Here is a 24,891-nt window from a genome sequence, read left to right as displayed (position 1 = left end):
TCAGGTTTCCTTCTGCTTGGTGCCGAAGATCTTGTCACCGGCATCGCCCAGGCCCGGCATGATGTAGCCGTTCTCGTTCAGGCACTGGTCGATGGAGGCGGTATAGATGAGCACGTCCGGATGCGCATCGTTGACTGCCTTGATCCCCTCGGGTGCGGCGACCAGCACCATGGCGCGAATGTCCTTGCTGCCGGCTTTCTTGAGCAGGTTGATGGTGGCGACCATGGAGCCGCCGGTGGCCAGCATCGGGTCGATGATCAGCGAGCGGCGCTCGGCGATGTCCGGCGCGAGCTTTTCCAGGTAGGTGTGCGCTTCGAGGGTTTCCTCGTTGCGCGCCACGCCCACGGCGCTGACCTTGGCGCCCGGGATCAGGCTGAGCACGCCGTCGAGCATGCCGATGCCGGCGCGCAGGATCGGCACCACGGTGATCTTCTTGCCGGCGATCTTCTCGACCTGCACGGGGCCGGCCCAGCCTTCGATCTCGTAATTCTCCAGCGGCAGGTCCTTGGTCGCCTCGTAGGTCAGCAGGGCGCCCACTTCCTGGGCCAGCTCGCGGAAGTTCTTGGTACTGATATCGTGACGGCGCATCAGTCCGATCTTGTGGCGGATCAGGGGATGGCGAATCTCGAGGACGGGCATGGACGGGTTCTCCGGACGGGCTGGCAAAAAAATTGCGGTAGCGTAATGCATCCTAGCTACCTTGGGCCACGATTGTCGGCGACATTCGTCCGTTGACCCTTGCTCCGTGGCACGCCGATAGGTACCTTTGCGCACTTTTTCACGGGAGAACCCCCATGTCCGTCGATCTCGCGCACATCCGCCAAGTCATGGCCGAAGCCGACTGCCTGTACACCAACGCCGAGGTAGAGACCGCCATCGCCCGTGTGGCCGAGGCCATCAACGGCTCCCTGGCCGAGTCCAACCCGGTGGTGTTCTGCGTGATGAACGGCGGCCTGATCTTCTCCGGCAAGCTGCTCCCGCTGCTGAATTTCCCGCTGGAAGCGTCCTACCTGCATGCGACCCGTTACCGCAACGAGACCACCGGTGGCGAGCTGTTCTGGAAGGCCAAGCCGGAAATCTCCTTCATCGACCGCGAAGTGCTGATCATCGACGACATCCTCGACGAAGGGCACACCCTCTCGGCGATCATCGACTTCTGCAAGCATGCCGGCGCCAAGCGCGTGCACACCGCCGTGCTGATCGACAAGGACCACGACCGCAAGGCCCGTCCGGACCTGAAGGCCGACTACGTGGGCCTGTCCTGCATCGACCGCTACATCTTCGGTTACGGCATGGACTACAAGGGCTACTGGCGCAACGCCGCCGGCATCTTCGCCGTAAAAGGTCTCTGACGATGAGCGGGCCGCGTTTTCTCGACAGCGCACTGTTCGACGAGGTCGCGGCCCGTGCCGCCGCCAGCCCACGGCGCCGACAGAACCACAACTTCCATGAGCAGACCGAGCCCTGCCACCGCCTGCTCAATGCGCTGCAGCCCGACAGCTATATCCCGCCGCACTGCCATCGCCACCCGGACAAGGCCGAAAGCCTGCTGGTGGTGAAGGGGGCGCTGGGCCTGCTGATCTTTTCCGACAATGGCGAGCTGCTGTCGACCCGCGTGCTGCGCGCGGGGGGCGAGTGCGTCGGGGCTGACCTGCCACCGGGCACCTTCCACGCCATCGTGGCGCTGGAACCGGACAGCATCATGTTCGAAGCCAAGGCCGGCCCCTTCGTGCCGCTGGACGAGGACGAGCGCGGGCAGTGGGCGCCACGCGAAGGCGAGGCGGGTGCTGCCGAGTACCTGGCCTGGATGCGTTCGCAGTTCCCGGCCTGACTCGTGGTCGCGCCCGATGGGCGCGCCCCGCACCGACACATTGATAGATGTCGATGCATGCATGGGGTGACTCGCATTTTTGCCGATGCATGCCCCGCCTATCCTGCGAGCCTCACACGACAACCGCCTGAGGTTCGCATGTCCCGTCTCCTTTATATCGATGGCCAATGGCAGGCCGCCGACAGCGGCGCCGTCCTGCGCCCGACCGCCCCCGCCACCCGTGAAGCGCTGCCGGAAGTCGCCTGCGCCGGTGTGTCCGACGTGGAGCGCGCCGTCGCTGCCGCCACGCGCGCCTTCGCCGACTGGAAACTGACCAGCGCCGCCCAGCGCGCCGGCTACCTGCGCGCCTTCGCGGAGCAGCTCGACGCTCGCCGTGAAGCGCTGATCACCCTGCAGATGCAGGCCAGCGGCAAGCCGCGCCTGGAAGCGGAAATCGATATCGGCGACGCCATCGCCACCTTCGCCTACTACGCCGAACTGGCCGACCAGCTGGACGCCCGGCAGAACGCCGAAGTGGCCCTGCCGGACGCCGGCTACCGCTCGCAGACCCGCTTCGAGCCCATCGGCGTGGTCGGCCTGATCGTGCCGTGGAACTTCCCGCTGGTGACCAGCGCCTGGAAGGTCGCGCCGGCACTGGCTGCGGGCTGCACCGTGGTGCTCAAGCCATCGGAGATCACTCCGCTGATCGAGCTGGTGCTGGGCGAGATCGCCGACGCCATCGGTCTGCCGGCCGGCGTGCTGAACCTGGTGCCGGGCCTGGCCGATGCGGGCGCCGCACTGTGCAGCCATCCGGGCATCGCCAAGCTGTCCTTCACCGGCAGCAACGTCGTTGGCCGCAAGGTGATGGAAGCCGCTGCGGCGCGCACCTTGCCGGTGGGCCTGGAGCTGGGCGGCAAGTCGCCGATCCTGGTCTTCGCGGATTGCGACCTCGACGAGGCCGTGCAGTGGATCATCGCCGGCATCTACTGGAACGCCGGGCAGATGTGCTCCGCTACCTCCCGCCTGCTGGTGCAGGAATCCATCGCCGAACCGCTGCTGGCGAAGCTGAAGGTTGCGGTGGAAGGCCTGCGCGTCGGTGATTCGCTGCAAGGCGAGACCGACATGGGCCCGATGACCAGCGAAGCGCAGTACCGCAAGGTACTCGACTACTTCGCCGTGGCCCGCGATGAAGGCCTGGCCTGCCTGACGGGCGGCGAAGCGGCCGAGGGCTGGTTCATCCAGCCGACCGTGTACACCGATGTGCCGGCGGACAGCCGCCTGTGGCGGGAGGAGATCTTCGGCCCGGTGCTGTGTGTCCGCACTTTCGGCGACGAAGCAGACGCCCTGCGTCAGGCCAACGACAACGATTTCGCCCTGGCTGCCACGGTGTGCAGCGCCGACCTCGAGCGTGCCCAGCGCGTCGCCGAGCGCCTGGAGGCTGGCAACGTCTGGCTGAACTCGCCGCAAGTGGTGTTCCCGCAGACCTCCTGGGGCGGCGGCAAGCGCAGTGGCATCGGCCGCGAGCTGGGTCCGTGGGGCCTGTCGGCGTTCTTCGACATCAAGCACATCACCGCGCCGCGCTGATTGCTGCCACCCCGTGCTCCAGGCAAAGGTCCTCGACCAGCGCCTGGAGCGCCTCGTTGTGGCCCGGCTCGTCGCGCACCACCAGGCTGTGGGTGATGCCGTAGCCGAGGCTGTCCGGCAGCAGCGCACGCATCTCGCCCCGTTCCACCCAGCGCTCGGCAAAGTGCGTGGGCAGATAGCCCAGGTGCGTGCCGGCGCGCACGGCGTGCAGCACTGCTTCCATGTGCTGGGCGAAGGCCGTGCTGCGTTGCGGGTCGGCCGGCAGCTGCACATCCGCCACCGCGTAACCGTGCTGAATCCAATCGCAGCTTTCCAGTTCGCCAGCGTCCTTCAGCTCCTTGTCGAACAGGGGATGCTCGCGCCCGCAGAACACCGCTACCCGCTCGTGGTACAGCGGCTGGTAGCGCAGGTTCGGCAGGCGCCGGCTGAAGCAGGCGATGGCCAGGTGCAGGCGGCCGCTGAGCACCAGGCGCTCCAGCTCGCTGGACGATTCGATGAGGACGTGCAGACGCACGTCCTGGTCGCGGCGGTTGAAGCGCGCCAGCGTGTGGTGGATGCGGGCATCGGGCAGGGTGGCGATGTTGTCGGCCAGGCCCAGGTGCAACTCGCCGACCAGGCGTCCGGCCAGGGACTGTACCTGATCGCGGAAGTCGCCCAGCGCGGCGAACAGGTTCTGCGCGTAGTCCAATACCCGCTCGCCTTTCTCGGTCAGGCGAAAGCCGCTCTTGCCGCGTTCGCACAGGCGGTAGCCCAGGCGTGTCTCCAGACTGGCGATGTGGGTGCTGATCGTCGACTGACCCATGCCCAGCTCGCCCTGCGCGGCGGAAAAACCGCCGCAGCGCACCACGCAGGCGAAGATGCGCAGCAGGCGAAGGTCGAGGTCGGAGACGTTGTGCAGCATGGCGGTTTTCGATCTGCGAATGACGATGTTTGAGGGGTGTTGTTTCGAAGACTATCAATGTATCGCGGTGCTTGCCATGAGCGCCTGTCGTGGCGCTTCGGGCCCGTGCTAGAGTGCTCGGCCCTGTCCCGCGGAGGTGATGATGTCCGTTCGCATGCCGGGCGCCGTGCTGGCGCTGTTGTTCTGCCTTCCTCTCGGCGCGGCCGGGATGGCCATTGCCGCGCCGATGCACAGCCAGTTCCTGCCACCGGACGACGCCGGCCTGCGCCAGGGCGAGCCGGAGCAGCAGCAACTGCTGCAGGTCACCGAATACAGCGTGGTGTTGGGCAACCAGCGCCAGTCCAACCAGCAGCCGATCCCGATCACTACGCCGTCGCTGCTGCGCCTCAAGGGCAAGCCGCTGAGCAAGGGCGCGCAGATCAGCCAGGTTGTGATCAGTTTCGACGCTGAAGGCAAGAGCCTGAAGAAGCCCGCCTACGACGAGAAGACCCGCGTGCTCAGCCTGTATTACCCGCAGGCGGCTTATCCCCAGCTGCTCGACCTGCTGCGCAATGGCACCGTCTACGTGCAGTTCCTCACCTACGGCAACGGCCATATCTGGGCCGACCTGCACACCGGTGCGGTGCGTGCGCGTTGAGCCTCGCCCTGCGCAGGGTTAAACTGCGCGACCCGTGGTGCCCGGCCTGAGCCGTTGCCGGCCGCGATCCCCGAGACAGCCGTAGAGAGAAGCGAGCGATGCGTAAAGACAAGAAGCAGGTGATTGGCGAAGAGATCAACGACGACGCCATCAAGCTGTTCCTCGACGTGGAACCGGCCGACGACACTCCGGCGTCCCTGCACAAGCTGGTCAAGGCCTACCGCGGCCTGCGCATCGACGACTTCGAGCGCTTCGTTCGCTTCTTCGTCGAAGCCGGCTACGACCTGTCCGCCAAGGACGCCCAGGGCCAGGACTTCGTCGCCCTGATCCAGGATCAGCGCCAGGCCGAGCCGTACATCGACGTGATCAAGGCTGCCCGCGGCTGATCGCCGCGAGTCGCTGAAAAGCCCGCCTTGTGCGGGCTTTTTCGTGCGCGAGTTAAGCAGGGAAACTCGAAGTAGGATGGCGTGGAGCGCAGCGATATCCATCGCTCTCGAGGCGCGGACCGCATGGGTATCGCTGCGCTCCACTCATCCTACGAAACTTTTTCGTTCAGGGCGGTTCGCGAGCAAGTTCGCTCCTACAGGGTGAGCCCGCCTTTCGTAGCAGCGAGCTTGCTCGCGAACAGAGCCCGCTGCGCAATCCCGCCTAGACTTCTCTGCAGAACGATAACGACAAGGCGAGGACGAAGCCGTGCATGTACAGCCCTATCTGTTTTTTCATGGTCGCGCCGATGAGGCCATTGCCTTCTACCAACGCGCGGTGGGCGCCCAGCTCGGGGCATTGATGCGCTACGAGGAGGCGCCTGGACCCGCACCCGTGCCCGATGGCTGGCTGGACAAGGTGATGCACGCCAGCCTGCAGATCGGCGAGACGGAGATCTTCGTGTCCGACGGTCGCGGCGAGCACAATGCTGCATTCAATGGATTCTCCCTGCACCTGACGCTGCGCAGCGTGGTGGCGGCGGAACAGGCGTTCGCCGCCCTGGCAGAGGAAGGGCGGGTGGAGATGCCGCTGGAGAAAACCTTCTGGGCCCAGCGCTTTGGCATGCTCACCGACCGCTTCGGCGTCGGCTGGATGGTCAGCTGCCACTGAGCCCGGCACCTGGAGTGCAAGCAGAAACGAAAAAGCCCGCCGAATGGCGGGCTTTTTCATGAGTGCAGCAGCACTCAGGACGCGGCGACGATCTGCAGACGGTCGGCGGTCATCTGGTTGACTTCGCGGTACACCGCGGCGTCGGTTTCCAGCTGCTTCTCGCGGGCCGGGAAGATCTCCTTGAGCTTCGCGGTCCACTCGGCCGACTGGTAGCGCTCGGGGAAGCAGCGCTCCAGCAGGCCCAGCATGATCGAGACGGTGACCGATGCGCCCGGGGAGGCGCCGAGCAGGGCAGCGATGCTGCCGTCCTGGGCCGCCACCAGTTCGGTACCGAACTGCAGGATGCCGCCTTTCTTCGGGTCCTTCTTGATGATCTGCACGCGCTGGCCAGCGGTTTCGAGGCGCCAGTCGGCCGGGTTCAGTTCCGGGTAGAACTTGCGCAGGGCTTCGATGCGCTGGTCCATCGACTGCATGACTTCCTTCACCAGGTAGCGGGTGAGGTCCATGTTGTCGCGGGCCACGGCGAGCATCGGCAGCAGGTTGCTGGTGCGCACCGAGAGCGGCAGGTCGAGGAACGAACCGTGGCGCAGGAACTTGGTGGAGAAGCCGGCATACGGGCCGAACAGCAGCGAGGTCTTGCCCTCGACCACACGGGTGTCCAGGTGCGGCACGGACATCGGCGGGGCACCCACTTCGGCCTGGCTGTAGACCTTGGCCTGGTGGTGCTTGACCACTTCCGGGTTGTCGCAACGCAGCCATTGGCCGCTCACCGGGAAGCCGCCGAAGCCCTTGCTTTCCGGAATGCCGGACATCTGCAGCAGCGGCAGCGCGCCGCCGCCAGCGCCGAGGAAGACGAACTTCGCCTTCACCTTGCGCGAATCGCCGGTCTGGGTGTTCTTGATGTCCACCAGCCAGCCGTCGCCGGAGCGCTCGAGGCCCACGACCTTCTGGAAGTAGCGGACTTCACTGCCTTCGCGGCTGGAGAGGTAGCCCAGCAGCTGGTTGGTCAGGGCGCCGAAGTTGACGTCGGTACCGCTCTCCACGCGGGTCATCGCGACCTGCTCGTCGGCCGGGCGGCCGGGAATGGTCAGCGGTGCCCACTCGGCGATCTTCGCGCGGTCCTCGGTGTATTCCATCGAGGAAAAGGCGTGGTGCTGGCTGAGCAGCTCATGGCGCTTCTTCAGGAACGGAATGTCCTTGCCACGCACGAAGCTCATGTGCGGAACGGGGTTGATGAAGTTGCGCGGCGCGCCGAAGGCGTCCTTCCCGGTCAGGTAGGCCCAGAACTGCTTGGACACCTCGAACTGGGCGTTGATGTTCACCGCCTTCTTGATGTCGATCGAGCCGTCAGCCGCCTGCGGGGTGTAGTTCAGCTCGCAGAGGCCGGCGTGACCGGTGCCGGCGTTGTTCCATGGGTTGGAACTCTCGATGGCTCCGGATTCCTGCAGTTCGACGATCTCGAGCTTGACGCCCGGGTCGACTTCCTTGAGCAGGACAGCCAGGGTTGCGCTCATGATGCCGGCGCCGACCAGCAGCACGTCCATCGATTCGATTTCGTTCTGCGCCATTAACGCGTCTCCAAAACTATCAGCAGCCAGTTGTGACTTGGGCTCTGCGCTCGTTGCGCGATAGCCGCATGTCCGAATTCTTCTCAGGTCGCAAAGGACCTTTCACGGAATGTCTCGGGCCGGGATCGGAGGAGGGGGAATGCGCACCTTCTCGGCAGTCCACGGCGGACGAATTCATCCGCAAGTGCATCCGAAAGTGGCCCTCAGGCGCGGCTTCCGGTGCCGAAAAAGCGATTCAGTGCTGCGGGGTCAGACGTCAATGGTGCTACCAACGCAAAACTCTTCATTGCTCGCCACACTCTCGTGAAGTAGTGAAAAACCTTCGATCACGCTCTTTTGGAGGCGTGAAGCTCAAAGGGGATCGTCGTCGCGGGCCGGTCCGGTCTCCGTGCGGAGGGGGCGGCTGCATCCTTGCCAAGTTCTGCGCAACGAACGTACAAAGCGCGACGGCCAGTGACCGAGGCGAGTGGCGACTCTCTTTGAGGGGTGGCAGAGGCGAGACACGGTGTGTCGGCATCGTGCGGGGCCCGACCAGGAGGCGTCCTTATAATCGGGGGGCGATTATAACGGCGAAACAGAGAAAAAAGCTCTGCACCTTAGACTTTTTTCCTAGTGTGTACCCCTTGATTCCTCATTTGTGCCCCGTCCCGGCTCGTCTTGCCTTCGGCTGGGTCAAGGCGGCCGATCGACGCGCGTACAGGGAACCCTGAGAACGGGTTCCGCGTCCAATGGCCAAGCGCTATCTGACCGCGCTGCCCGCCGGTATACTGCCGGCCATCGCTTACCCCATGGAGAGATGAGCATGCTGCCTCGCCTGTTGCTCGGCGTTATCGCTGCCGCCAGCCTGACCTTGACCGGCTGCGCACTCAGCCCGCAACAACTCAACCCGACTCCCGAGTTCAAGGGACCGGTCGCCGCCGTTGGCCAGGGCCAGCCGGTGGTGGTGAAAGTCGTCGACGGTCGCCCGAGCACCGCGCTGGGTACCCGCGGTGGCCTGTATTCGGAGACCAGCCAGCTGACCGTGCGCAGCGAGGACGTGATCCCCAAGCTGCAGCTGCAGGCTGAGACCGCCGTGCGCCTGCTGGGCTTCACCCCGTCGGCCAACGCCTACAACGCACCGCAACTGACCCTGACCCTGGCCGAGCTGAAGTACCAGTCGCCCAAGGAGGGCATGTACGTCACCGAGGCCGACATCGGTGCGACCTTCCGCGCCGACGTGCAGAGCGGCACCCGTCGCTACAGCGGCCGCTACGGCGCCTCGACCAACCAGCGTTTCGGCATGGCGCCCAACCAGGCGACCAACACCAAGCTGGTGAGCGATGTGCTCAGCGACGCGCTGACCCGCGTGTTCAAGGACCCGACCATCGGCCAGACGCTGAACCAGCGCTGATCAATCTGTTCGGACATGAAAAAGCCCGGCCAATGCCGGGCTTTTTCATGGGCGCCTGAAGCGCAGCGATCAGGCAGCCTGGCGGTACGGGTCGACCTCGAACGAACGCATGCGCTCGTCGGTTTCCGGCAGGTCCAGGTGCTCGTGGCCGCAGGCCTGGGTGTAGACCAGCCAATGGTCGTCCTGGACGTTGAACGAGAGTTCGACGACCACGGCTTCGATTTCTTCGAGGTGTTCGATCAGGTAGGCATTTTCGTGGGGGATGATGTCGAGCATGGCGAATCTCCTTGGCGAAAGACCGGATTGGCAGAATTCGTTCAAGCCAGCACCGTGCCAGGGCGCGGGAGAGGTCTTAGACCGTTTCTCGATAATTCTTACGCTCGTCGTAAATAAGCGTTGCGCGCTGGCTGCGATGGCGGGCCAGCGGATAAAATGCGCGTCGATTGTTTCTCATCCATGACGGGCCATGCCCGTTCGTCCAGACTGGCCCCGCTTTGCTTCGAAGTCGATGGCGTGCAGTTCTGAAGCGGAGGTTGTGATGTCGCTGCAGGCGCTCTGGAGTCTTTTCCAGGCCCACCCCGGTCGTATCGTGAACGACCTGGCCCTGTTCTTCGCCCTGGCCGGCGGCTGGCTGCTGCTGGCGACCCGTCGCCGCGAACGCCTCGCCCTGGCGCGCCTGGCCGCCGAGAGCGAAATGGCGCCGGTGCCGCTGGACAGCATCGAGCCGACCGCGCGGATGAACCGCTTCTTCTACCGTTTCGGTTTCGCCTGCATGGCGCTCGCCATGGCGGTGAGCTGGTATAGCACGCAGCTCGGCCAGTAACTGACGAGAAGAAAAAGGCGCCCGAGGGCGCCTTTTTTCATGCCGGCTGCTTGAGCCGGTACTGGTTCAGCACCGGGTTGGCGTACTGCAGGATCAGATGGCCGCGCTGCTCGACGGGGCATTCGCCCAGGCGACGCTCCCATTCGGTGCGCGCGCGCTGCAGTTCCTCGGCCTTGAACAGGGTCTCGGCGCGGGGCACGTTCAGCGCGGCGTCGCGCAGCTCGGAGGCCTCGTAGGCGAGGTAGTGCACCGGGAACAGCCGGTAGTTGCCGAGGATCTGCCGGTCCAGCTCGGCGGCGAGCTGCTTGGCGTCGGCGAAGTCGCCGGTGATCTCCTCGCCGAAGTTGATGTGCACCCGGCCCTTGTAGCCGGTGATGCCCTGGACGATGCTGCGGTCGTCCTCGCCCGGCGCCTTCCTGTACTCGCCGGTGGTCGCGCGAGTGAACAGCTCGCGGGCCTTGGCGGCATCGCAGGGGTCGTATTCGTAGCTGATCGACACCGGAATCAGGTGCAACTGGCGGATCACCTCGGCGAACAACTCGTCCTTGCGGCTCATGTGGAACATCTTGAGGATCGCCGAATCGGTGCGGTCGTTACCGTCCTTGGCACGGCCCTCGGCCTGGGCGATCCAGATCGACTGGACGTCCTGGCAGATCGAGTGATTGATGTAGGCGGACAGGTTCTGGTACGCCGCCAGCTTCTCGCGGCGACCGCTGATGGAGCGGTGCACGATGAAGCTCTTGTTCAGGCGCATCAGGTCGCTGACGAATGGCTTCTGCAGCAGGTTGTCGCCGATGGCGATACGCGGCGTCGGCAGCTTCGCGTGGAAGATGGCGTAGTTGCAGAAGGCCGGGTCCATCACGATGTCGCGGTGGTTGGCGATGAACAGGTAGGCACGGCCGGACTTCAGCCGCTCGACGCCCGAGTAGGTGACACCGTCGGTGGCGTGCTCGATGGTCCGGTCGACGTAAGGCTCGAACTTGTCCTGCAGCGCGACGACGCTGCGGATGCCGGTGACTTCGCGGGCCAGCCGATGGGCTATAAGAGGTCTGAGCAGCCAGCCGAACGGACCGGACAGACGCGGGAAACGGTAACGCGCCAGCGCGCCGAGGAAGGCGTCATCGCTCAGCAGGCGCTGCAGGACAGCCGGGACTTCGGCGTCGTTGTACGGTCGGATGGCTTCGAACTCGCCCATCATGCTCTCTATGAATTTTGGGGAAGCGGACCGCGAAGTAGACGGTCCGGAAGGGTATGCCGCCGGCTCACCGGCCAGGCGGGCACCCAAAAAGACCGCGCGATTATAAACGGAAGTCACGGGGGAACCAGCGATGCTCGAAAGTCAGGCCTATTCCTGCCCCTATTGCGGCGAGCCGGCCGAGGCCGTGCTCGACCTCTCCGGGGGCGACCAGAGCTACTATGAAGATTGCCTGGTGTGTTGCCGGCCGATCCTGTTCCAGCTCCACACCGATGGGGTGGAATGGTCTCTGGAAGTCCAGCGCGAGGACGATTGATGCAGCGAATCTACGAACCTGCCGACCTGATCGAAGCCGAACTGTTGGGCGGCATGCTGGCCAACGAAGGCATTTCGTCGCACCTGGGCGGACGCCACTTGGTTGGCGGCATCGGCGAGCTGCCGGGCATGGGCCTGCTGCACCTGTGGGTGGAGGACGACGTGGCCGAGCAGGCGCGCGAGCTGATCGCCGCGTACAATGCCGCGCAACCCCTGCCGGGCGGCGCCGACGATCACGAGGGCGGCCCCGGCGTCCTGCTTTGCTGAATCCCTTCAACGAGTCCCGATGACCAGCCGCTATGCCCTGTTCCGCTGGAACCGCGAGCTTGCCGAGAACGCCGGCTTCCCGGCCGACCTGCAGCCGCAGTGGAGCGTCTCGCCTGGCGCCCGCGTGCTGATGTTGCGCGAGGAGAATGGCATACGCCATGCCGAGCTCGCGCGCTGGGGACTGACGCCGGCCTGGCTGAAGGACCTGTCGCGCACCCCCGCCCATGCCCGCACGGAAACCATCGCCGAACAGCCGATGTTCCGTGATGCCTTTGCCCAGCGTCGCTGCCTGCTGCCGGCCAACGGCTTCTACGAGTGGCGCGGCGTGCGCAAGCGTCCGCACTGGGTTTCCGGTGGCGGACTGATCTGCTTCGCGGGGGTGTGGGAGGCGTATCCGGTGGAAGGCCACACCTATTACAGCGTGGCGATGCTGACCCAGGCGGCGGGCGACATGCGCCGACCGCTGATCCTCGATGCGCAGGAACAGGCGCAGTGGCTGTCGAACGAGACGCCCGCCGCGCGACTGATGGAGCTGCTGCAGTTGCCCCAGGCACGGCTACGGGAACAGGCGCTGGCGAATTTCATCAATGATCCGACCTGCAACGGGCCGGAGTGCCTGACGCCGGCGTGAAATCTGCCTGACGCTCCGAGCCTGGGTTTGCCCTCTCCCTAACCCTCTCCCTGAAGGGAGAGGGGACCGTTCGGCGCAGGATGAAACCTTGGCGTCAGCCGGCTGGATTGCTGCCTCTCCTTTTCAGGGTGAGCGGATAGAACGGTGCCGGATGATCCCGAGTCTTCAGCCGGCACGTACAGCCCCCTCTCCCTTCAGGGAGAGGGCGGGGGAGAGGGAGCCTCCTGCTGCGGGGGTGGTTCGCGAGCAAGCTCGCTTCTACAGGAGCAGGAAGCATCCTGCCGATGTTGCTTACACCTTGAACTGATTCACCAGCCTGCGTTGCTGCTCGGCCAGCTTGGTCAGCTCGGCGCTGGCCTGGGAGGCCTCGTCGGCGCCGCCGGCCACCTGGTTGGCAACCATGCCGATGTTGCTGACGTTGCGGTTGATGTCCTCGGCTACCGCGCTCTGTTCTTCGGCGGCGCTGGCGATCTGGGTGTTCATGTCGTTGATCACCGACACCGCCTGGGTGATCGACTCCAGCGCCTGGGCCGCCTCGCCGGCATGGCGCACGCTGTCCTCGGTCTTGTCCTGGCTCTGCTGCATCACCTGCACCACTTCGCGGGTGCCGTTCTGCAGTTGCTGGATCATCGACTGGATTTCCTCGGTGGCCTGCTGAGTCTTCTGCGCCAGGTTGCGCACTTCGTCGGCGACCACCGCGAAGCCGCGGCCTTGCTCGCCAGCGCGGGCGGCCTCGATGGCGGCGTTGAGCGCCAGCAGGTTGGTCTGTTCGGCGATGCCGCGGATGGCTACCAGGATCGCGTTGATGTTCTCGCTGTCGCGGGCCAGCGACTGCACCACACCCACGGCGCGGCCGATTTCGCTGGCCAGCGCCTGGATCGCCGTGGAGCTGCTCTCGACGATGCGCTTGCCGTGGTGGGCGGCCTGGTCGGCGTGGTTGGCCGCTTCCGCGGCGTGGGTGGCATTGCGCGCCACGTCCTGCGCGGTGGCGGTCATCTCATGGACGGCGGTGGCCACCAGTTCGATTTCCGCCAGTTGCTTCTGTACGCCCTGGTTGGTGCGGATGGCGATATCGGCGGTGTGCTCGGACGAATCGCTGACATGCTGCACCGAGGTCACCACCTGACCGATCATGCCCTGCAGCTTGCCGAGGAAGGTGTTGAAGCCCTTGGCGATGGAGCCCAGTTCGTCGGCGCGGTCGCTGCTCAGGCGGCGGGTCAGGTCGCCTTCGCCCTGGGCGATGTCGTCGAGCATCCCGACCAGTTGGCGCAGCGGGCGAGCGATACCGTGGCCGACCAGCCAGATCACCGCAAGGCCAATGGCGGCGATGATCAGACCGACCAGGGTCATGCCCAGGGTGTCGCTGTCGCGCTGCGCTTTCAGGTCGCTCTGCAATTGGTTCAGGTCGCCGAGTACGGCTTCCTGCGGCAGTTGCAGCATCAGCGTCCAGCGCGCGCCGGAGTCGGCGATGGTGAAGGGCAGGAACAGCTCGATGTGGCCGTGCTCCTTGTCCACCGAGGTCAGCGGCTGGTCGAGGGTGAGCTTGGCCAGGTTGGCCACTTCATTGGCGTCGAGCACGCTGCTGGCGGATTCGCCGAGCTTGGCCGGGTCCTTGGTGTAGGCGACCAGACGGCCGTTGGTGGAGATCAGCGCCATTTCACCGGCACCGTCGTAGAGCTGGCTGTCGGCGGTCTTGAGCAGATCCTGGATGAAGTCCAGCGACAGGTCCACGCCGACAGTGCCCTTGAACTGGCCCTTGACCATGATCGGCGCGTTGAACGAGGACATCAGCACCATCTTGCCGCCCATTTCATAGGGCGCCGGGTCGATGATGCAGGGCTGGTGCTTCTCTTTCGGGCACAGGTAGTACTCGCCTTCGCGCACGCCGGTGGGCTGCATCTTCTGGCTTTCCAGGGTGTCGCCCATGGCCTCTACGGTCAGGTCGCCGTCCTTGCGGTACCACCAGGGCATGAAGCGGCCGCTGGCGTCGTAGCCGGGCAGGCCGGCGTACTGGGAGTCGTTGCCAGCGAAGGCGTTGGGTTCCCAGCCGGCGAAGGCGTCGAGCAGCTTGGGGTTCTGCGCCACGGTCTGGCGCAGCAGGTTGGACATGCCGGCACGGCCAATGCCCAGCAGTGGCTGGCCGTTGGCGTCGGTCTCGTCCAGCAGGGCGTTGGTATTGGCGAGGTCGCGGGCGACGGTCAGGGGGTATTCCAGTTCGCGCTGGATCTGCGCGACCTGCCCCCGCGCCAGGGCGACCAGGCGCTCGTTGATCACCTGTTCGAGCAGTGACTGTGTCCGCTCCTGCACCAGGGCCTGGGTCCGCGAGCCGGCGAACAGCGCGTACAGCACCAGCGCAACGACCACTGCCAGAACGCTGGCACCGGCCAGCGCCACCACGGAAAACTGGATCGACTTGAATTTCATACGGGTACCCGGAATGCGCCAGAGGTCTGCGTGTCTATCTGTATCGGCAGGGCCTGGGAAATTCCTTAGGGCAGCCGTTGTAATGGGTTGTAACGCGGCTGTTGGCCGCTTGTCGCAGGATTGTCGGCGCTGACCGGGAGGTCTAGCATGTGATGTCAAAGTGAAATTATCTGGCCGCGCCGTGCGTTCCCGTGACTGCTTCATTCAGCAGTGTATGGGCGCCTGCTGCGGCTCTGTTGCGGGCGTGGATCGCAGGCGCGATGGCTCGCATCGCCTGCACCACGACACGCGCTCCAGGGCTCCCTTCTGTGAGCCGGGCCGGATTCATAAGTCACTGCTGCACCGGCTGTTTCCTGCCAGTTGCCGGGCACCGGAGGCGGGCCTACCATGCGCGCTGTCCGTGGGAGATTGCATTGTTTCGGGAGAGCAACATGCCCAGAGTTTTCCGTATCGCCGGCCTGGCCGCCGCGCTGATGCTGACCGCTTGCCAGCAGGTGAACACCACCAGTGGCGGCGTTGTCGGTGTTGATCGCAAGCAAAGCATGTTCAGCATGCTGTCCAGCGCCCAGGTCGACCAGATGTACGCGCAGTCCTACCAGCAGACCCTCGGTGAAGCCTCCAAGGCAGGCAAGCTGGACGACAGCAGCAACGACGCCAAGCGCGTGAAGGCCATCGCCGCCCGGCTGATTCCGCAGACCGGCGCCTTCCGTGCCGATGCGCCGTCCTGGCAGTGGGAGGTCAACGTGATCAAGAGCGATGAGCTCAACGCCAACTGCGGTCCGGGCGGCAAGATCATCGTCTACACCGGGCTGATCGATCAGCTCAAGCTCACCGACGACGAACTGGCGGCGGTGATGGGCCACGAGATCGCCCACGCCCTGCGCGAGCACGGTCGTGAAGCCATGTCCCGCGCCTACGCGGAGCAGATGGGGCTGGGCATCGGTGGGGCGCTGCTGGGACTGGGCCAAAGCAGCGTGGACATGGCCCATCAGGTGGTCGAATACAGCCTGACGCTGCCCAACAGTCGGCAGAATGAAAACGAAGCTGACCTGATCGGCCTGGAATTGGCGGCGCGAGCCGGTTATAACCCCAACGCCGCGATGAGCCTGTGGCAGAAGATGGGACAGGCGTCGAACGGTGAAGCCCCGCCGGAAATCCTCAGCACTCACCCGGCGGACAGTACGCGGATGGCCAACCTGCAGGCCGCCATCCCGAAGGTCATGCCGCTCTACGAGCAGGCCAAGACCCATTGAACAGTCGTTTGTGATGCAGTGGTTCGTGATTCTCTCGAACGGCCAGAAGCGGCGTAAGGTTGCGCCGCTTTACCCAGTGAACAGGGAGCACCCGTGAAAATCGCTGTACTCGGAGCCACCGGGCTCCTGGGCCACCATGCCGCCCGTGCGATCAAGGCGGCCGGTCACCAGTTGGTGCTGATCCACCGACCCTCGTCGCAGATCCAGCGCCTGGCCTATCTCGAGCCTGAGTGCCGGGTAGCCGAACTCTTCGATCACCAGGGCATGGCCCGCGCGCTCAGCGGGCTGGACGCGGTGATCTTCAGCGCCGGCTACTACCCGGTGCGCCCGCGTCGCTGGCAGGAGGAGGTCGCCAGCGCGCTGGACCTGACCAATCATTTCTACGCCGCCTGCCTGCAGGCGAAAGTGCCGCGCATCCTCTACGTCGGCTCGGCCTTCGCCATGCCCTCGCACCCGCAAGGGCTGCCGGGGCATGAAGGGTTGTTCTACGAAGGGCTGCCCACCGGCAAGAGCGCCTATGTGATGTGCAAGTGGGCGCTGGACGAACAGGCGCGCGAGCAGGCCCGTGGCGGGCTGCCGGTGGTCATTGGCATTCCCGGCATGGTGCTGGGCGAGCTTGACATCGGTCCGACCACCGGACGGCTGATCACCGCCATCGGCCGTGACGAGATGCTGCATTACGTGCCGGGCCGGCGGAACGTCATCGATGCCTCCGAGGCCGGGCGTGGTCTGCTCATGGCCTTGGAGCGTGGTCGGGTCGGGGAGCGATACCTGCTCACCGGCCACAACATCGAGATGGGCGCACTGACGTCGACCATTGCCAAGCTGCTGGGCAAGCCCGCACCGACACCGATGCCGCTGCACCGCGCTCGCGCGCTGGCGACGCTGGGTCGCTGGCGCTACCGGCTGACGGGCAAGATGCCGCTGCTGGACGACACGGCCATCGAGGTCATGGCGGGCGGACAGTTCCTCGACGGGCGCAAGGCCCGCGAGGAGCTGGGCTTCGAGTCCCACGTGCCGCTGGAAGATACGTTGGAGCGGGCCATTTCCTGGTTCCACGCCAACGATTACCTCTGAGATCTGGCCACTGTCGGGGCCGGCCATGCCCGCGATGGAGCGCCTGGCGCGCTCCGGCAGGTCTCGGGAAAAGGTGACAAGCAGACAGAAAAAAGCCCGGCGGATGCCGGGCTTTTTCGTTGTCAGGGGAGCGCCTTTTCGGCGAAAGGCCGGTTGGGCAACCCCATCTGCGCGCGGAAGCTCTCCATGTCGAACAGCGTGCACAGCTCCTGCAGCTGGCCCTGGCTGTTGAACACCCAGAAGCCCATGGCCGAGATGCTGACTATGCGGTCGCTGACCGGATAACCCAGCACCGGGCGGGCGATGCTGCCCATCAGGGTGCTCCAGGTAAAGACCTTGTTGCCCTCGCGGATGCATTCCTCCACGGCCACCTCGAGGTCCTCCATGCCACCGCGGATCTCTTCCACCAGTGCACGGTAACCGGCGTTGTCCAGCGGCTGCGCGGTGAAGGCGCTCTTGTAGATGAAGTCGGGGCTGTGCAACTGCTCCACCAGCGCCAGGAGTCCCTTGTTCCAGGCGAGATCGATGTGATGGCGGGCGATCTTCTTGAGGTCTTTTTCCGGCATGACGACATCCTTTGTCGGGGGAGGCGGAATCACCACTGTGTATCGCTGGCGAAACACAGGCATTGGCCGGCGCGCCAGCCTCCCCGCGAAAAGCTGCCGGTCAGAATACCCCGGAGAGTTTCAGCGCGTGGTACACGGCAGCCAGGCCGAGGATGGCGAAGGCGGCGGCGGCCAGGCGGCGGATCAGGTTCAGCGGCAGGCGCTCAGCGGCGAAGTTGCCGGCCAGTACCACGGGCACATTGGCGATCAGCATGCCCAGGGTGGTGCCGATGACCACCAGCCAGAAGTGCGGGTACTGCGCGGCCAGCATCACCGTAGCGACCTGGGTCTTGTCGCCCATCTCGGCGAGGAAGAAGGCGATCAGGGTAGTGAGGAACGGGCCGAACTTCTTCAGCGAACCTTCTTCGTCGTCATCGAGCTTGTCCGGGACCAGGGTCCAGGCGGCGACGGCCAGGAAGCACACGGCCAGCACCCAGCTCAGCGTGCTTTCCGAGAAGAACGAGGCGACCCAGCTGCCGACGGCGCCGGCGGCGAAGTGGTTGGCGAGGGTGGCGGCGATGATCCCGGCGATGATCGGCCAGGGCTTGCGGAAACGCGCGGCGAGGACGAGCGCGAGCAGTTGCGTCTTGTCGCCGATTTCCGCGAGGGCAACGATCAGGGTTGGGACGAAGAGGGATTCCATCAGGCTTCCTAAGGGGCGGGTCGACTAATCACCATGACACGCGCCACCTGCCCGCCCCGGGTCAGGTTGCTCGTGTCATAGGTCTTGTCAAACCCCGGCCTGAACGCTGCAGGCCTGGATCGTACGCGCCATGGTCTGCGGACCAAGTGTGTTGACGCGTACCGGGCGAGCCGGTTGCTCGCGGGAGACTACTCCCCTAGGACGGGGCGCATTCTGCCCAAGTCGCAGGACTTGGGCAAGCTGCCCGTAGAGTCAGTCGGTTTTCGGGCGGATATCCATCTCGTCATAGCGGATGAAGCGTGTGCCGTTCTTGAGCCGGTAGCCCAGCCAGATCGCCAGGAACAGCGGAATGGTGATGTAGGTGGCGACCAGCCCGGCCCAGTCCACGTGCTCGCCGACGAAGGCCTGGTAGTTCTGGCCCAGGGTGATGATCAGGCAGAGCACGAAGGCGAACAGCGGGCCCAGGGGGAACCACTTGGCGCGGTAGGGCAGGTCGTTGAGGTTGCCGCCCTGCAGGACGAAGCCCTTGCGGAAGCGGTAGTGCGACACCGCGATGCCCAGCCAGACGATGAAGCCGCACATGCCCGAGGCGTTGAGCAGCCAGGTGTAGACGGTCTTGTCGCCGATGAAGCTGGTGAGGAAGCACAGCGCGCCGATCAGCGTGGTGGCATAGAGGGCGTAGCGCGGTACGCCACTCTCGGAGACCTGGGTGAACAGGCGTGGCGCCTTGCCCTGGGTGGCCATGGTGTAGAGCATCCGGGTCGAGGCGTACATGCCCGAGTTGCCGGCGGAGAGGATCGCCGAGAGGATGACCGCGTTCATCACGCCGGCCGCAGCGGCGAGGCCGGCGCGCTCGAACAGCAGGGTGAAGGGCGAGGTGCTGATGTCGCTGCTGTCGGTCTTGAGCAGGTTCGGATCGGTGTAGGGGATCAGCATGCCGATGACGAAGATCGACAGGATGTAGAACATCAGGATTCGCCAGAACACCTGGCGGATGGCGATGGGAATCGACTTCTGCGGATTCTCCGACTCACCGGCGGCGACGCCGATCAGCTCGGTGCCCTGGAACGAGAACCCGGCGATCATTGCCACCCCGATCATCGCCTGCAAGCCGCCGACGAAGGGGGCATCGCCGGTGGTGAAGTTGCTGAAACCGGGGCTGTCGATGCCATGCATGATGCCGATGATGCTGGCCAGGCCGATGCCGATGAAGACCACCACGGCCACCACCTTGATCAGTGCGAACCAGAACTCGCTCTCGCCGAAGCCCTTCACCGAGAAGAAGTTGAGCATGAACATGATGCCGAGGAAGCCGGCGCTCCAGTACATGCCCGAGACTTCCGGGAACCAGAATTTCATCACCAGTTGCGCCGCTACCAGCTCGGCGGCGATGGTCACCGCCCAGTTGTACCAGTAGTTCCAGCCCATGGCGAAACCGAAGCCATCGTCGATGAAACGGCTGCCATAAGTGCAGAACGAGCCGGAGTCGGGAATATAGGCCGCCAACTCGCCGAGGCTGGTCATGAGGAAGAACACCATCAACCCGATCAGCGCATAGGCCAGCAGCGCGCCGCCGGGGCCGGCGGTGGCGATGGTGCTGCCGGAGGCGACGAACAACCCGGTGCCGATGGAACCGCCGATGGCGATCATGTTCAGGTGGCGTGGTTTCAGAGAGCGCTTGAGGTGATGCGGCTTCTCTTTCGGCCCCATGGCGAAGGTCAGTTCGACGTCATCTTTGATTCTGCGATTCACGGTGTCCTCGATAGTTCAGGGCGAGCGGCGGTGCGCCGATCCGGGCAGGCTCGGTGGAGTGTAGTGCGAGCCTGGGATCAGCGCCGGGCGCTGTAGATACGGAAGCCGTCGGCCTCGGCCAGGGTGCGGCAGGGGCCCAGGTGCTGTTCGATCAGCGGCGGGTATTTCAGGAAGCTGTTGGCCACCAGGCGCAGCTCTCCAGCGGACGACAGGTGGCGTGCCGACTGGCGCAGCAGGTTCTCGGTGGCCGCGTAGCTGGTGTGCACGCCCTGGTGGAAGGGCGGATTGCTGACGATGGCGGCGAGGTCCTGCGGCGCGGCGTCGATGCCGTCGCCGGAGATCACCTCGCCTTCCAGGCCATTGGCGGCCAGGGTCAGGCGGCTGCTTTCGATGGCGAAGGCGTCGACGTCCAGCAGGGTCAGCTGGCTCTGGGGATAACGTCGCTTGAGCGTGGCGCCGAGCACGCCGGCGCCGCAGCCGAAGTCCAGAACATGACCGGTCGGCAGCTTGTCCAGGTGCTCCAGCAACAACGCACTGCCGCGATCCAGGCGGCCGTGGCTGAACACGCCGGGCAGGGTGATGACCTGCAACGGGCCGTCGGCCAGCGGCAGTTCGTAGCGTTGCGCGAGGGTGTGCAAGTCAGGCGCAACCGACGCGCCGTCGATGTGCGTGTGCCACAGCTGGCAGTGGCGGGCGCTGTCCAGCTTGCTGGCGCGGCCGAATTCGTCGAGCTGCTTGCTGGCGCGCTCGACGCCGGCGCGTTTCTCGCCGACCAGGTACAGCTCGCCGTCCGGCACGCAACTGGCCAGCGCGGCGAGCAGGTAATCGGTCAGCTCGCGGGATTTGGGCAGGAACAGCACGGCCGCGTCGAAGACGCCTTCGGGAGGCGTGGCGCCGAAGTGGCAGCGGCCGGGATAGCGGCCTTCGAGCTGGCGAGCTTCGCCCGCGTGCCAGCTCCAGCCCTGGGCCTGTGACAGGTCGCCGAGCAGGGCATCGGCGGGCAGGCCGGCGAGCAGGACGCGGCCCTGGAAGCGCTCGATCTGGCGCAGCAGCACTTCACTGGTGGGGGCGTTGGACATGCGGCCTCCTCGAAAAAAGGGCGCGAGTTTAGCAGGGCTGCCGCGGCCGAGCCTAGGCGAGCCGCACCTCGCCGTTCTTCCAGAAGTCGTCGCCCCGCAATTCCAGCGCTCCCGCCGCCACCTGTTCGCGCAGGCGCCAGGCAGCCAGCAGGTCGCTGACGAACAGGCCGTCGACGTAGGCCATGGTGGGGCCGATCAGCGACTGCACCGGGCGCCAGGATTCGCTGGCGCTGTCCAGCAGGATGCGGTCGATGTGCGCGTAGCCGGTGCCGCTCAGTTGGCCATCCAGCCACAGGCGCAACTCGGTGTTTTCAGCTTGGGCGCGTTGCCAGTCCGCGCCCAGGCGCTGGCGTTCGGCGGCGTCCAGTTCGTGGCTGGCGGCCAGGGCGTTGGCCAGTTCGACGGGTTTGAGCATGGCGATGGCGTGGCGGTCCTCGCTGCGGCACTGGCCGCTACCGGCACCGACACTGCGCAGGGTGACATTGGCCGGCAACAGCGCACAGACCCTGCGCAGCAGCAGTTGCTCGCTGGCACTGTCGCCATGCCAGAGGGTGACGGACGTGACGTCCGGGCTGCGTAGCCAGTTCACCTCGGTGGCCATCTCGATAGCGATTTCCCGTTCCCGCAGGGCCTCGCCACCCAGCGCATGCCAGAACGCGGCGCGTTGCTGGCAGGGCGGATTATCGACATCACTCAGTGGGCCGACTGCGAGGTCGTCCGGCATCACGCGGATCTTCTTCTCGGTCAGCACGCCCTCTTCGACGGCCCGGTGCAGGGCTTCGGCGGCGCCGTCGCCGCAAACCAGATGCAGGCTCATGCTGCGACCACCCGGCGCGGCTCGCCGGCGAAGAAGCCGGTGGCGTTCTCGCTCAACTGGCCGACGATGCGCTGCCGGGCCTCACGTGCGCCCCAGGCGCTGTGCGGGGTAAGAATGAAGCGCGGGATATCGCCGGCCAGCAGCGGGTTACCGTCTTTGGGGGGCTCGACGCTGAGTACGTCGAAGGCCGCGCCGCCCAGATGGCCGCGGCGCAGGGTGTCGGCCAGCGCCTGTTCGTCCACCAGACCACCGCGTGCGGTGTTGATGAGAAAGGCGCCAGGTTTCATCAGGTTCAGTTCGCGCTGGCCGATGAGGTTGCGTGTGGCATCGGTCAGCGGGCAGTGCAGGGTCAGGGCATCGACCTGCGGCAGCAGGTCGTCCAGCGCCAGCCGGTCGGTACGGGCCGGCCGGCCGGGCAGGGCGCCGAGCAGCACGCGCATGCCGAATGCCTCGGCCAGCTTCGCGACGGCGCCACCCAGTTCGCCGTGGCCGAGCAGGCCGAGGGTCTTGCCTTCCAGTTCGACGATGGGGAAGTCCAGCAGGCAGAACTGCGTTGCCTTCTGCCAGCGGCCTTCGCGGATCGCTGCCTGGTAGTCCGGCAGGCGGGTGGCCAGCGCGAGGAGCAGCATCAGGGTGTGCTGGGCCACCGACGGAGTACCGTAGCCCTGGCAGTTGCTCACGGTCACGCCATGCCGGCGCGCGGCGTCGAGGTCGACGTTGTTGGTGCCGGTGGCGGCCACCAGGATCAGCCTGAGGTCCGGGCACTGGTCGAACACGTCGGCGCCGATGCGCACCTTGTTGCTGATCGCCACTTGCGCGCCCTGCAGTCGTTCGGCCACCTGCTGCGTATCGCTGCGCCCGTGCAGGACCAGTTCGCCGAACGGCGCGCGCAGCGGCGCGAGATCAAGGTCCCCGAGGTCGAGTGAGGCGTGGTCGAGGAAGACGGCGCGAGCGCTGTTCATGGGCAGCTGTACCTTTTGCAGTGATTCGGCGTGACGTAAGGTGGTCAGCCTAACTGTTTTTCCAAGGCTCTGCGGAGGCGTGATGTACTGGGCGGAATTTCTCACGGTGGCGTTCATTCACCTGCTGGCGGTGGCCAGCCCTGGCCCGGATTTCGCCGTGGTGGTGCGCGAGAGCGTGACCCACGGTCGCCGCGCCGGCACCTGGACGGCGCTGGGCGTGGGCAGTGCGATCTTCCTGCACGTCACCTATTCGCTGCTCGGTATCGGCCTGATCGTGTCGCAGTCCATCGTGCTGTTCAACGCGCTGAAGTGGCTGGCCGCGGCCTACCTGCTGTACATCGGCTTCAAGGCGCTGCGGGCGCGCCCGGCCGATCCGGCGACGGCTGAAACCATTGCGCCGCCGGCCGCTCGCACGCCACGTGGCGCCTATGTCGCCGGCTTCGTGACCAACGGTCTGAATCCCAAGGCCACGCTGTTCTTCCTCTCGCTGTTCACCGTGGTGATCAACCCGCACACGCCGCTGCTGGTGCAGGCGGGGTATGGCGTGTACCTGGCCTGCGCCACTGCCGCCTGGTTCTGCCTGGTGGCGCTGCTGTTCAGCCAGCAGCGCGTGCGTGCCGGCTTCGCGCGCATGGGCCACTGGTTCGACCGGATGATGGGCGTGGTGCTGGTGGGGCTGGGTATCAAGCTGGCCTTCACCGAGTTGCGCTGAGTCGCGGTTCGAGTGAAATGAAAAGGGGCGCCGAGGCGCCCCTTTTTCCTGCCTGATCGAGGATCAGATCAGCTCGATGGCCACCGCGGTGGCTTCGCCGCCGCCGATGCACAGGGAGGCTACGCCGCGCTTGCCACCCTTCTTCTGCAGGGCGTTGATCAGGGTGACGATGATGCGCGAGCCGGTGGAGCCGACCGGGTGGCCCTGGGCGCAGGCGCCGCCGTAGACGTTGACCTTGGCGTGATCCAGGCCGTGTTCGCGCATGGCGAGCATGGTGACCATGGCGAAGGCTTCGTTGATTTCGAACAGATCAACGTCGTCCTTGCTCCAGCCGGCCTTCTTGAACAGGTTGGTCATGGCGCCGATCGGGGCCAGGGTGAACTCGGCCGGGTCCTGGCTCTGGGTGGCGTGGGCGACGATCTTCGCCAGCGGCTTCAGGCCACGGCGAGCGGCTTCCTCTGCGGTCATCAGGACCAGTGCGGAGGCACCGTCGGAGATGGAGCTGGCGTTGGCGGCGGTGATGGTGCCGTCCTTGCGGAAGGCCGGGCGCAGGCCGGGGATCTTGTCCAGGTTGGCGGTCAGCGGCTGCTCGTCGTCCTTCACCACGGTCTCGCCCTTGCGGGTGGTGACGGTGACCGGAACGATTTCCGAGTCCAGCGAACCGTCCTTGATTGCGGCCTGGGCACGCTTGAGCGACTCGATGGCGTAGGCATCCATCTCTTCGCGGGTGACGTTGTACTGGTCGGCGGTTTCCTGGGCGAAGGAGCCCATCAGGCGGCCGGTGCGGGCATCTTCCAGGCCGTCGAGGAACATGTGGTCCTTGATCTCGCCGTGGCCCATGCGCAGGCCGGTGCGGGCCTTCTCGATGACGTAGGGGGCGTTGGACATGCTTTCCATGCCGCCGGCGACCATCACGCTGTTGCTGCCGGCCTTGAGCAGGTCGTGGGCCAGCATCACGGCCTTCATGCCCGAGCCGCAGAGCTTGTTGATGGTGGTGCAGCCGGTCGCGGCGGGCAGGCCGGCGTTCAACGACGCCTGGCGGGCCGGGCCCTGTTTCAGACCGGCGGGCAGTACGTTGCCCATGATCACTTCCTGCACGTCCTCGGGCTGGATGCCGGCACGGGAAATGGCTTCGCGGATGGCGATGGCGCCCAGCTCGACGGCGGAAACGCCGGACAGGCTGCCCTGGAAGCCGCCCATGGGAGTACGGGCGCCGCTGACGATGACGATCTCGGACATGAATCTAACCTCTTCGCTCTTGTTGTGATGCGCTATCGGGGTACCGGCCGTGAACGACCGGGCGTCAGGATTCTACCGCGTGACCGGATGTCGCCAAAGAGTCATCGGCAAA

At 65.6% G+C, this 24,891-nt stretch carries 27 protein-coding genes and 1 riboswitch; of the genes, 14 read left to right on the top strand and 13 right to left on the bottom strand.

What is annotated here, in order from left to right; genetic code table 11:
• Positions 1-639 carry a uracil phosphoribosyltransferase gene (gene upp, locus AC1ZV1_RS24950; RefSeq protein WP_277368877.1) on the bottom strand — a complete coding sequence of 213 codons (639 nt, stop codon included), beginning with the start codon at positions 637-639 and terminating at the stop codon, positions 1-3.
• 155 nt (positions 640-794) lie between these two features.
• Between upp and AC1ZV1_RS24945 the strand changes: the two genes are divergently transcribed.
• From AC1ZV1_RS24945 to AC1ZV1_RS24935, 3 genes are all read left to right on the top strand, one after another.
• A complete protein-coding gene (locus AC1ZV1_RS24945) occupies positions 795-1,352 on the top strand; it encodes a hypoxanthine-guanine phosphoribosyltransferase (protein WP_484294095.1) in 558 nt (185 codons plus the stop codon).
• A 2-nt stretch (positions 1,353-1,354) separates the two neighbouring features.
• Complete coding sequence (locus AC1ZV1_RS24940) at positions 1,355-1,831, top strand: WbuC family cupin fold metalloprotein (protein ID WP_484294094.1); 477 nt, start codon at positions 1,355-1,357, stop codon at positions 1,829-1,831.
• Between the two features lie 138 nt (positions 1,832-1,969).
• Positions 1,970-3,394 (top strand): aldehyde dehydrogenase family protein, encoded by a 1,425-nt coding sequence (locus AC1ZV1_RS24935; RefSeq protein ID WP_484294093.1) that lies wholly within the window; start codon positions 1,970-1,972, stop codon positions 3,392-3,394.
• Here AC1ZV1_RS24935 and AC1ZV1_RS24930 read toward each other — a convergent pair.
• Positions 3,378-4,295 (bottom strand): LysR family transcriptional regulator, encoded by a 918-nt coding sequence (locus AC1ZV1_RS24930; RefSeq protein WP_484294092.1) that lies wholly within the window; start codon positions 4,293-4,295, stop codon positions 3,378-3,380. The two genes, AC1ZV1_RS24935 and AC1ZV1_RS24930, sit on opposite strands and share 17 nt — an antisense overlap.
• 208 nt (positions 4,296-4,503) lie before the next feature.
• Between AC1ZV1_RS24930 and AC1ZV1_RS24925 the strand changes: the two genes are divergently transcribed.
• The 3 genes from AC1ZV1_RS24925 (at position 4,504) to AC1ZV1_RS24915 (ending at position 6,027) form a co-directional block, all read left to right on the top strand.
• A complete protein-coding gene (locus tag AC1ZV1_RS24925; RefSeq protein WP_484297632.1) occupies positions 4,504-4,932 on the top strand; it encodes a hypothetical protein in 429 nt (142 codons plus the stop codon).
• Between the two features lie 98 nt (positions 4,933-5,030).
• The gene (locus AC1ZV1_RS24920) at positions 5,031-5,318 is read left to right on the top strand and encodes a PA4642 family protein (protein ID WP_484294091.1); all 288 of its coding nucleotides are present in this window, start codon (positions 5,031-5,033) and stop codon (positions 5,316-5,318) included.
• A gap of 307 nt (positions 5,319-5,625) precedes the next feature.
• Positions 5,626-6,027: a VOC family protein gene (locus AC1ZV1_RS24915; RefSeq protein WP_484294090.1), complete on the top strand. Its 402-nt coding sequence runs from the start codon at positions 5,626-5,628 to the stop codon at positions 6,025-6,027.
• Between the two features lie 74 nt (positions 6,028-6,101).
• On the opposite strand, the gene mqo is transcribed toward AC1ZV1_RS24915, so the two are convergent.
• Positions 6,102-7,595: a malate dehydrogenase (quinone) gene (mqo, locus tag AC1ZV1_RS24910; protein WP_484294089.1), complete on the bottom strand. Its 1,494-nt coding sequence runs from the start codon at positions 7,593-7,595 to the stop codon at positions 6,102-6,104.
• An 802-nt stretch (positions 7,596-8,397) separates the two neighbouring features.
• On the opposite strand from mqo, the gene AC1ZV1_RS24905 reads away from it, so the two are divergent.
• On the top strand, positions 8,398-8,985 hold the full coding sequence (locus AC1ZV1_RS24905; protein WP_484294088.1) for a YajG family lipoprotein: 588 nt from the start codon (positions 8,398-8,400) through the stop codon (positions 8,983-8,985).
• A gap of 69 nt (positions 8,986-9,054) precedes the next feature.
• Here the strand turns inward: AC1ZV1_RS24905 and AC1ZV1_RS24900 are convergent, their stop codons facing one another.
• A complete protein-coding gene (locus AC1ZV1_RS24900) occupies positions 9,055-9,261 on the bottom strand; it encodes a hypothetical protein (protein WP_088419297.1) in 207 nt (68 codons plus the stop codon).
• Positions 9,262-9,523: 262 nt separating this feature from the next.
• Here AC1ZV1_RS24900 and AC1ZV1_RS24895 point away from each other — a divergent pair, with 262 nt between their 5' ends.
• Positions 9,524-9,808: a hypothetical protein gene (locus AC1ZV1_RS24895; protein WP_484294087.1), complete on the top strand. Its 285-nt coding sequence runs from the start codon at positions 9,524-9,526 to the stop codon at positions 9,806-9,808.
• Between the two features lie 37 nt (positions 9,809-9,845).
• On the opposite strand, the gene AC1ZV1_RS24890 is transcribed toward AC1ZV1_RS24895, so the two are convergent.
• The gene (locus AC1ZV1_RS24890; RefSeq protein WP_484294086.1) at positions 9,846-11,006 is read right to left on the bottom strand and encodes a 1-acyl-sn-glycerol-3-phosphate acyltransferase; all 1,161 of its coding nucleotides are present in this window, start codon (positions 11,004-11,006) and stop codon (positions 9,846-9,848) included.
• 130 nt (positions 11,007-11,136) lie between these two features.
• Between AC1ZV1_RS24890 and AC1ZV1_RS24885 the strand changes: the two genes are divergently transcribed.
• Genes AC1ZV1_RS24885 through AC1ZV1_RS24875 form a run of 3 tightly spaced genes read left to right on the top strand, consistent with a single transcriptional unit; the run spans position 11,137 to position 12,216 of the window.
• Positions 11,137-11,319: a CPXCG motif-containing cysteine-rich protein gene (locus AC1ZV1_RS24885; RefSeq protein WP_484294085.1), complete on the top strand. Its 183-nt coding sequence runs from the start codon at positions 11,137-11,139 to the stop codon at positions 11,317-11,319.
• Positions 11,319-11,585 carry a putative signal transducing protein gene (locus tag AC1ZV1_RS24880; RefSeq protein ID WP_413350757.1) on the top strand — a complete coding sequence of 89 codons (267 nt, stop codon included), beginning with the start codon at positions 11,319-11,321 and terminating at the stop codon, positions 11,583-11,585. Before AC1ZV1_RS24885 ends, AC1ZV1_RS24880 begins: the two co-directional genes overlap by 1 nt.
• A 19-nt stretch (positions 11,586-11,604) precedes the next feature.
• Positions 11,605-12,216: an SOS response-associated peptidase gene (locus AC1ZV1_RS24875; protein WP_484294084.1), complete on the top strand. Its 612-nt coding sequence runs from the start codon at positions 11,605-11,607 to the stop codon at positions 12,214-12,216.
• Between the two features lie 291 nt (positions 12,217-12,507).
• Here the strand turns inward: AC1ZV1_RS24875 and AC1ZV1_RS24870 are convergent, their stop codons facing one another.
• Positions 12,508-14,640 (bottom strand): methyl-accepting chemotaxis protein, encoded by a 2,133-nt coding sequence (locus tag AC1ZV1_RS24870; RefSeq protein WP_484294083.1) that lies wholly within the window; start codon positions 14,638-14,640, stop codon positions 12,508-12,510.
• A 431-nt stretch (positions 14,641-15,071) separates the two neighbouring features.
• Here AC1ZV1_RS24870 and AC1ZV1_RS24865 point away from each other — a divergent pair, with 431 nt between their 5' ends.
• Positions 15,072-15,893, top strand: a complete 822-nt coding sequence (locus AC1ZV1_RS24865) for a M48 family metallopeptidase (RefSeq protein WP_484294082.1) — start codon at positions 15,072-15,074, stop codon at positions 15,891-15,893.
• Positions 15,894-15,986: 93 nt separating this feature from the next.
• A complete protein-coding gene (locus AC1ZV1_RS24860) occupies positions 15,987-16,970 on the top strand; it encodes an NAD-dependent epimerase/dehydratase family protein (RefSeq protein WP_484294081.1) in 984 nt (327 codons plus the stop codon).
• Between the two features lie 122 nt (positions 16,971-17,092).
• Here AC1ZV1_RS24860 and AC1ZV1_RS24855 read toward each other — a convergent pair whose 3' ends face one another.
• The 6 genes from AC1ZV1_RS24855 to AC1ZV1_RS24830 all read right to left on the bottom strand — a co-directional run bounded on the left by AC1ZV1_RS24855 (position 17,093) and on the right by AC1ZV1_RS24830 (position 22,828).
• Entirely contained in the window at positions 17,093-17,536 is a 444-nt protein-coding gene (locus AC1ZV1_RS24855; RefSeq protein WP_484294080.1) for a ketosteroid isomerase-related protein, read from the bottom strand.
• Between the two features lie 100 nt (positions 17,537-17,636).
• Positions 17,637-18,218, bottom strand: coding sequence for a TMEM165/GDT1 family protein (locus AC1ZV1_RS24850; protein ID WP_484294079.1), 582 nt, complete (start codon positions 18,216-18,218; stop codon positions 17,637-17,639).
• A gap of 89 nt (positions 18,219-18,307) precedes the next feature.
• Positions 18,308-18,427: riboswitch (yybP-ykoY riboswitch) on the bottom strand.
• A gap of 43 nt (positions 18,428-18,470) precedes the next feature.
• Positions 18,471-19,928, bottom strand: a complete 1,458-nt coding sequence (locus AC1ZV1_RS24845; protein WP_484297631.1) for an amino acid permease — start codon at positions 19,926-19,928, stop codon at positions 18,471-18,473.
• 119 nt (positions 19,929-20,047) lie between these two features.
• Positions 20,048-21,049: a methyltransferase gene (locus tag AC1ZV1_RS24840; protein ID WP_484294078.1), complete on the bottom strand. Its 1,002-nt coding sequence runs from the start codon at positions 21,047-21,049 to the stop codon at positions 20,048-20,050.
• A gap of 52 nt (positions 21,050-21,101) precedes the next feature.
• Complete coding sequence (locus tag AC1ZV1_RS24835; protein WP_484294077.1) at positions 21,102-21,866, bottom strand: DUF1835 domain-containing protein; 765 nt, start codon at positions 21,864-21,866, stop codon at positions 21,102-21,104.
• Positions 21,863-22,828: a 2-hydroxyacid dehydrogenase gene (locus AC1ZV1_RS24830; RefSeq protein ID WP_484294076.1), complete on the bottom strand. Its 966-nt coding sequence runs from the start codon at positions 22,826-22,828 to the stop codon at positions 21,863-21,865. Before AC1ZV1_RS24830 ends, AC1ZV1_RS24835 begins: the two co-directional genes overlap by 4 nt.
• Before the next feature lie 82 nt (positions 22,829-22,910).
• On the opposite strand from AC1ZV1_RS24830, the gene AC1ZV1_RS24825 reads away from it, so the two are divergent.
• On the top strand, positions 22,911-23,540 hold the full coding sequence (locus tag AC1ZV1_RS24825) for a LysE family translocator (RefSeq protein ID WP_484294075.1): 630 nt from the start codon (positions 22,911-22,913) through the stop codon (positions 23,538-23,540).
• 63 nt (positions 23,541-23,603) lie between these two features.
• Here the strand turns inward: AC1ZV1_RS24825 and AC1ZV1_RS24820 are convergent, their stop codons facing one another.
• A complete protein-coding gene (locus tag AC1ZV1_RS24820; protein WP_484294074.1) occupies positions 23,604-24,779 on the bottom strand; it encodes a thiolase family protein in 1,176 nt (391 codons plus the stop codon).
• Positions 24,780-24,891 lie beyond the last annotated feature (112 nt).

The sequence above is a fragment of the Pseudomonas sp. BB438 genome (genome assembly GCF_057180225.1).
This window is presented reverse-complemented; position numbering and strand designations above follow the sequence as displayed.

Excerpts from the sequence above, each read along its gene's own strand:
- AC1ZV1_RS24870 (WP_484294083.1), bottom strand. The coding sequence starts at position 14,640 with ATGAAATTCAAGTCGATCCAGTTTTCCGTGGTGGCGCTGGCCGGTGCC.
- AC1ZV1_RS24830 (WP_484294076.1), bottom strand. The coding sequence starts at position 22,828 with ATGAACAGCGCTCGCGCCGTCTTCCTCGACCACGCCTCACTCGACCTC.
- AC1ZV1_RS24845 (WP_484297631.1), bottom strand. The coding sequence starts at position 19,928 with ATGGGGCCGAAAGAGAAGCCGCATCACCTCAAGCGCTCTCTGAAACCA.
- AC1ZV1_RS24935 (WP_484294093.1), top strand. The coding sequence starts at position 1,970 with ATGTCCCGTCTCCTTTATATCGATGGCCAATGGCAGGCCGCCGACAGC.
- AC1ZV1_RS24930 (WP_484294092.1), bottom strand. The coding sequence starts at position 4,295 with ATGCTGCACAACGTCTCCGACCTCGACCTTCGCCTGCTGCGCATCTTC.
- AC1ZV1_RS24895 (WP_484294087.1), top strand. The coding sequence starts at position 9,524 with ATGTCGCTGCAGGCGCTCTGGAGTCTTTTCCAGGCCCACCCCGGTCGT.
- AC1ZV1_RS24945 (WP_484294095.1), top strand. The coding sequence starts at position 795 with ATGTCCGTCGATCTCGCGCACATCCGCCAAGTCATGGCCGAAGCCGAC.
- AC1ZV1_RS24885 (WP_484294085.1), top strand. The coding sequence starts at position 11,137 with ATGCTCGAAAGTCAGGCCTATTCCTGCCCCTATTGCGGCGAGCCGGCC.
- AC1ZV1_RS24920 (WP_484294091.1), top strand. The coding sequence starts at position 5,031 with ATGCGTAAAGACAAGAAGCAGGTGATTGGCGAAGAGATCAACGACGAC.
- AC1ZV1_RS24880 (WP_413350757.1), top strand. The coding sequence starts at position 11,319 with ATGCAGCGAATCTACGAACCTGCCGACCTGATCGAAGCCGAACTGTTG.
- AC1ZV1_RS24875 (WP_484294084.1), top strand. The coding sequence starts at position 11,605 with ATGACCAGCCGCTATGCCCTGTTCCGCTGGAACCGCGAGCTTGCCGAG.
- AC1ZV1_RS24835 (WP_484294077.1), bottom strand. The coding sequence starts at position 21,866 with ATGAGCCTGCATCTGGTTTGCGGCGACGGCGCCGCCGAAGCCCTGCAC.
- AC1ZV1_RS24890 (WP_484294086.1), bottom strand. The coding sequence starts at position 11,006 with ATGATGGGCGAGTTCGAAGCCATCCGACCGTACAACGACGCCGAAGTC.
- mqo (WP_484294089.1), bottom strand. The coding sequence starts at position 7,595 with ATGGCGCAGAACGAAATCGAATCGATGGACGTGCTGCTGGTCGGCGCC.
- AC1ZV1_RS24905 (WP_484294088.1), top strand. The coding sequence starts at position 8,398 with ATGCTGCCTCGCCTGTTGCTCGGCGTTATCGCTGCCGCCAGCCTGACC.
- upp (WP_277368877.1), bottom strand. The coding sequence starts at position 639 with ATGCCCGTCCTCGAGATTCGCCATCCCCTGATCCGCCACAAGATCGGA.
- AC1ZV1_RS24865 (WP_484294082.1), top strand. The coding sequence starts at position 15,072 with ATGCCCAGAGTTTTCCGTATCGCCGGCCTGGCCGCCGCGCTGATGCTG.
- AC1ZV1_RS24850 (WP_484294079.1), bottom strand. The coding sequence starts at position 18,218 with ATGGAATCCCTCTTCGTCCCAACCCTGATCGTTGCCCTCGCGGAAATC.
- AC1ZV1_RS24825 (WP_484294075.1), top strand. The coding sequence starts at position 22,911 with ATGTACTGGGCGGAATTTCTCACGGTGGCGTTCATTCACCTGCTGGCG.
- AC1ZV1_RS24925 (WP_484297632.1), top strand. The coding sequence starts at position 4,504 with ATGGCCATTGCCGCGCCGATGCACAGCCAGTTCCTGCCACCGGACGAC.
- AC1ZV1_RS24840 (WP_484294078.1), bottom strand. The coding sequence starts at position 21,049 with ATGTCCAACGCCCCCACCAGTGAAGTGCTGCTGCGCCAGATCGAGCGC.
- AC1ZV1_RS24940 (WP_484294094.1), top strand. The coding sequence starts at position 1,355 with ATGAGCGGGCCGCGTTTTCTCGACAGCGCACTGTTCGACGAGGTCGCG.
- AC1ZV1_RS24820 (WP_484294074.1), bottom strand. The coding sequence starts at position 24,779 with ATGTCCGAGATCGTCATCGTCAGCGGCGCCCGTACTCCCATGGGCGGC.
- AC1ZV1_RS24900 (WP_088419297.1), bottom strand. The coding sequence starts at position 9,261 with ATGCTCGACATCATCCCCCACGAAAATGCCTACCTGATCGAACACCTC.
- AC1ZV1_RS24855 (WP_484294080.1), bottom strand. The coding sequence starts at position 17,536 with ATGCCGGAAAAAGACCTCAAGAAGATCGCCCGCCATCACATCGATCTC.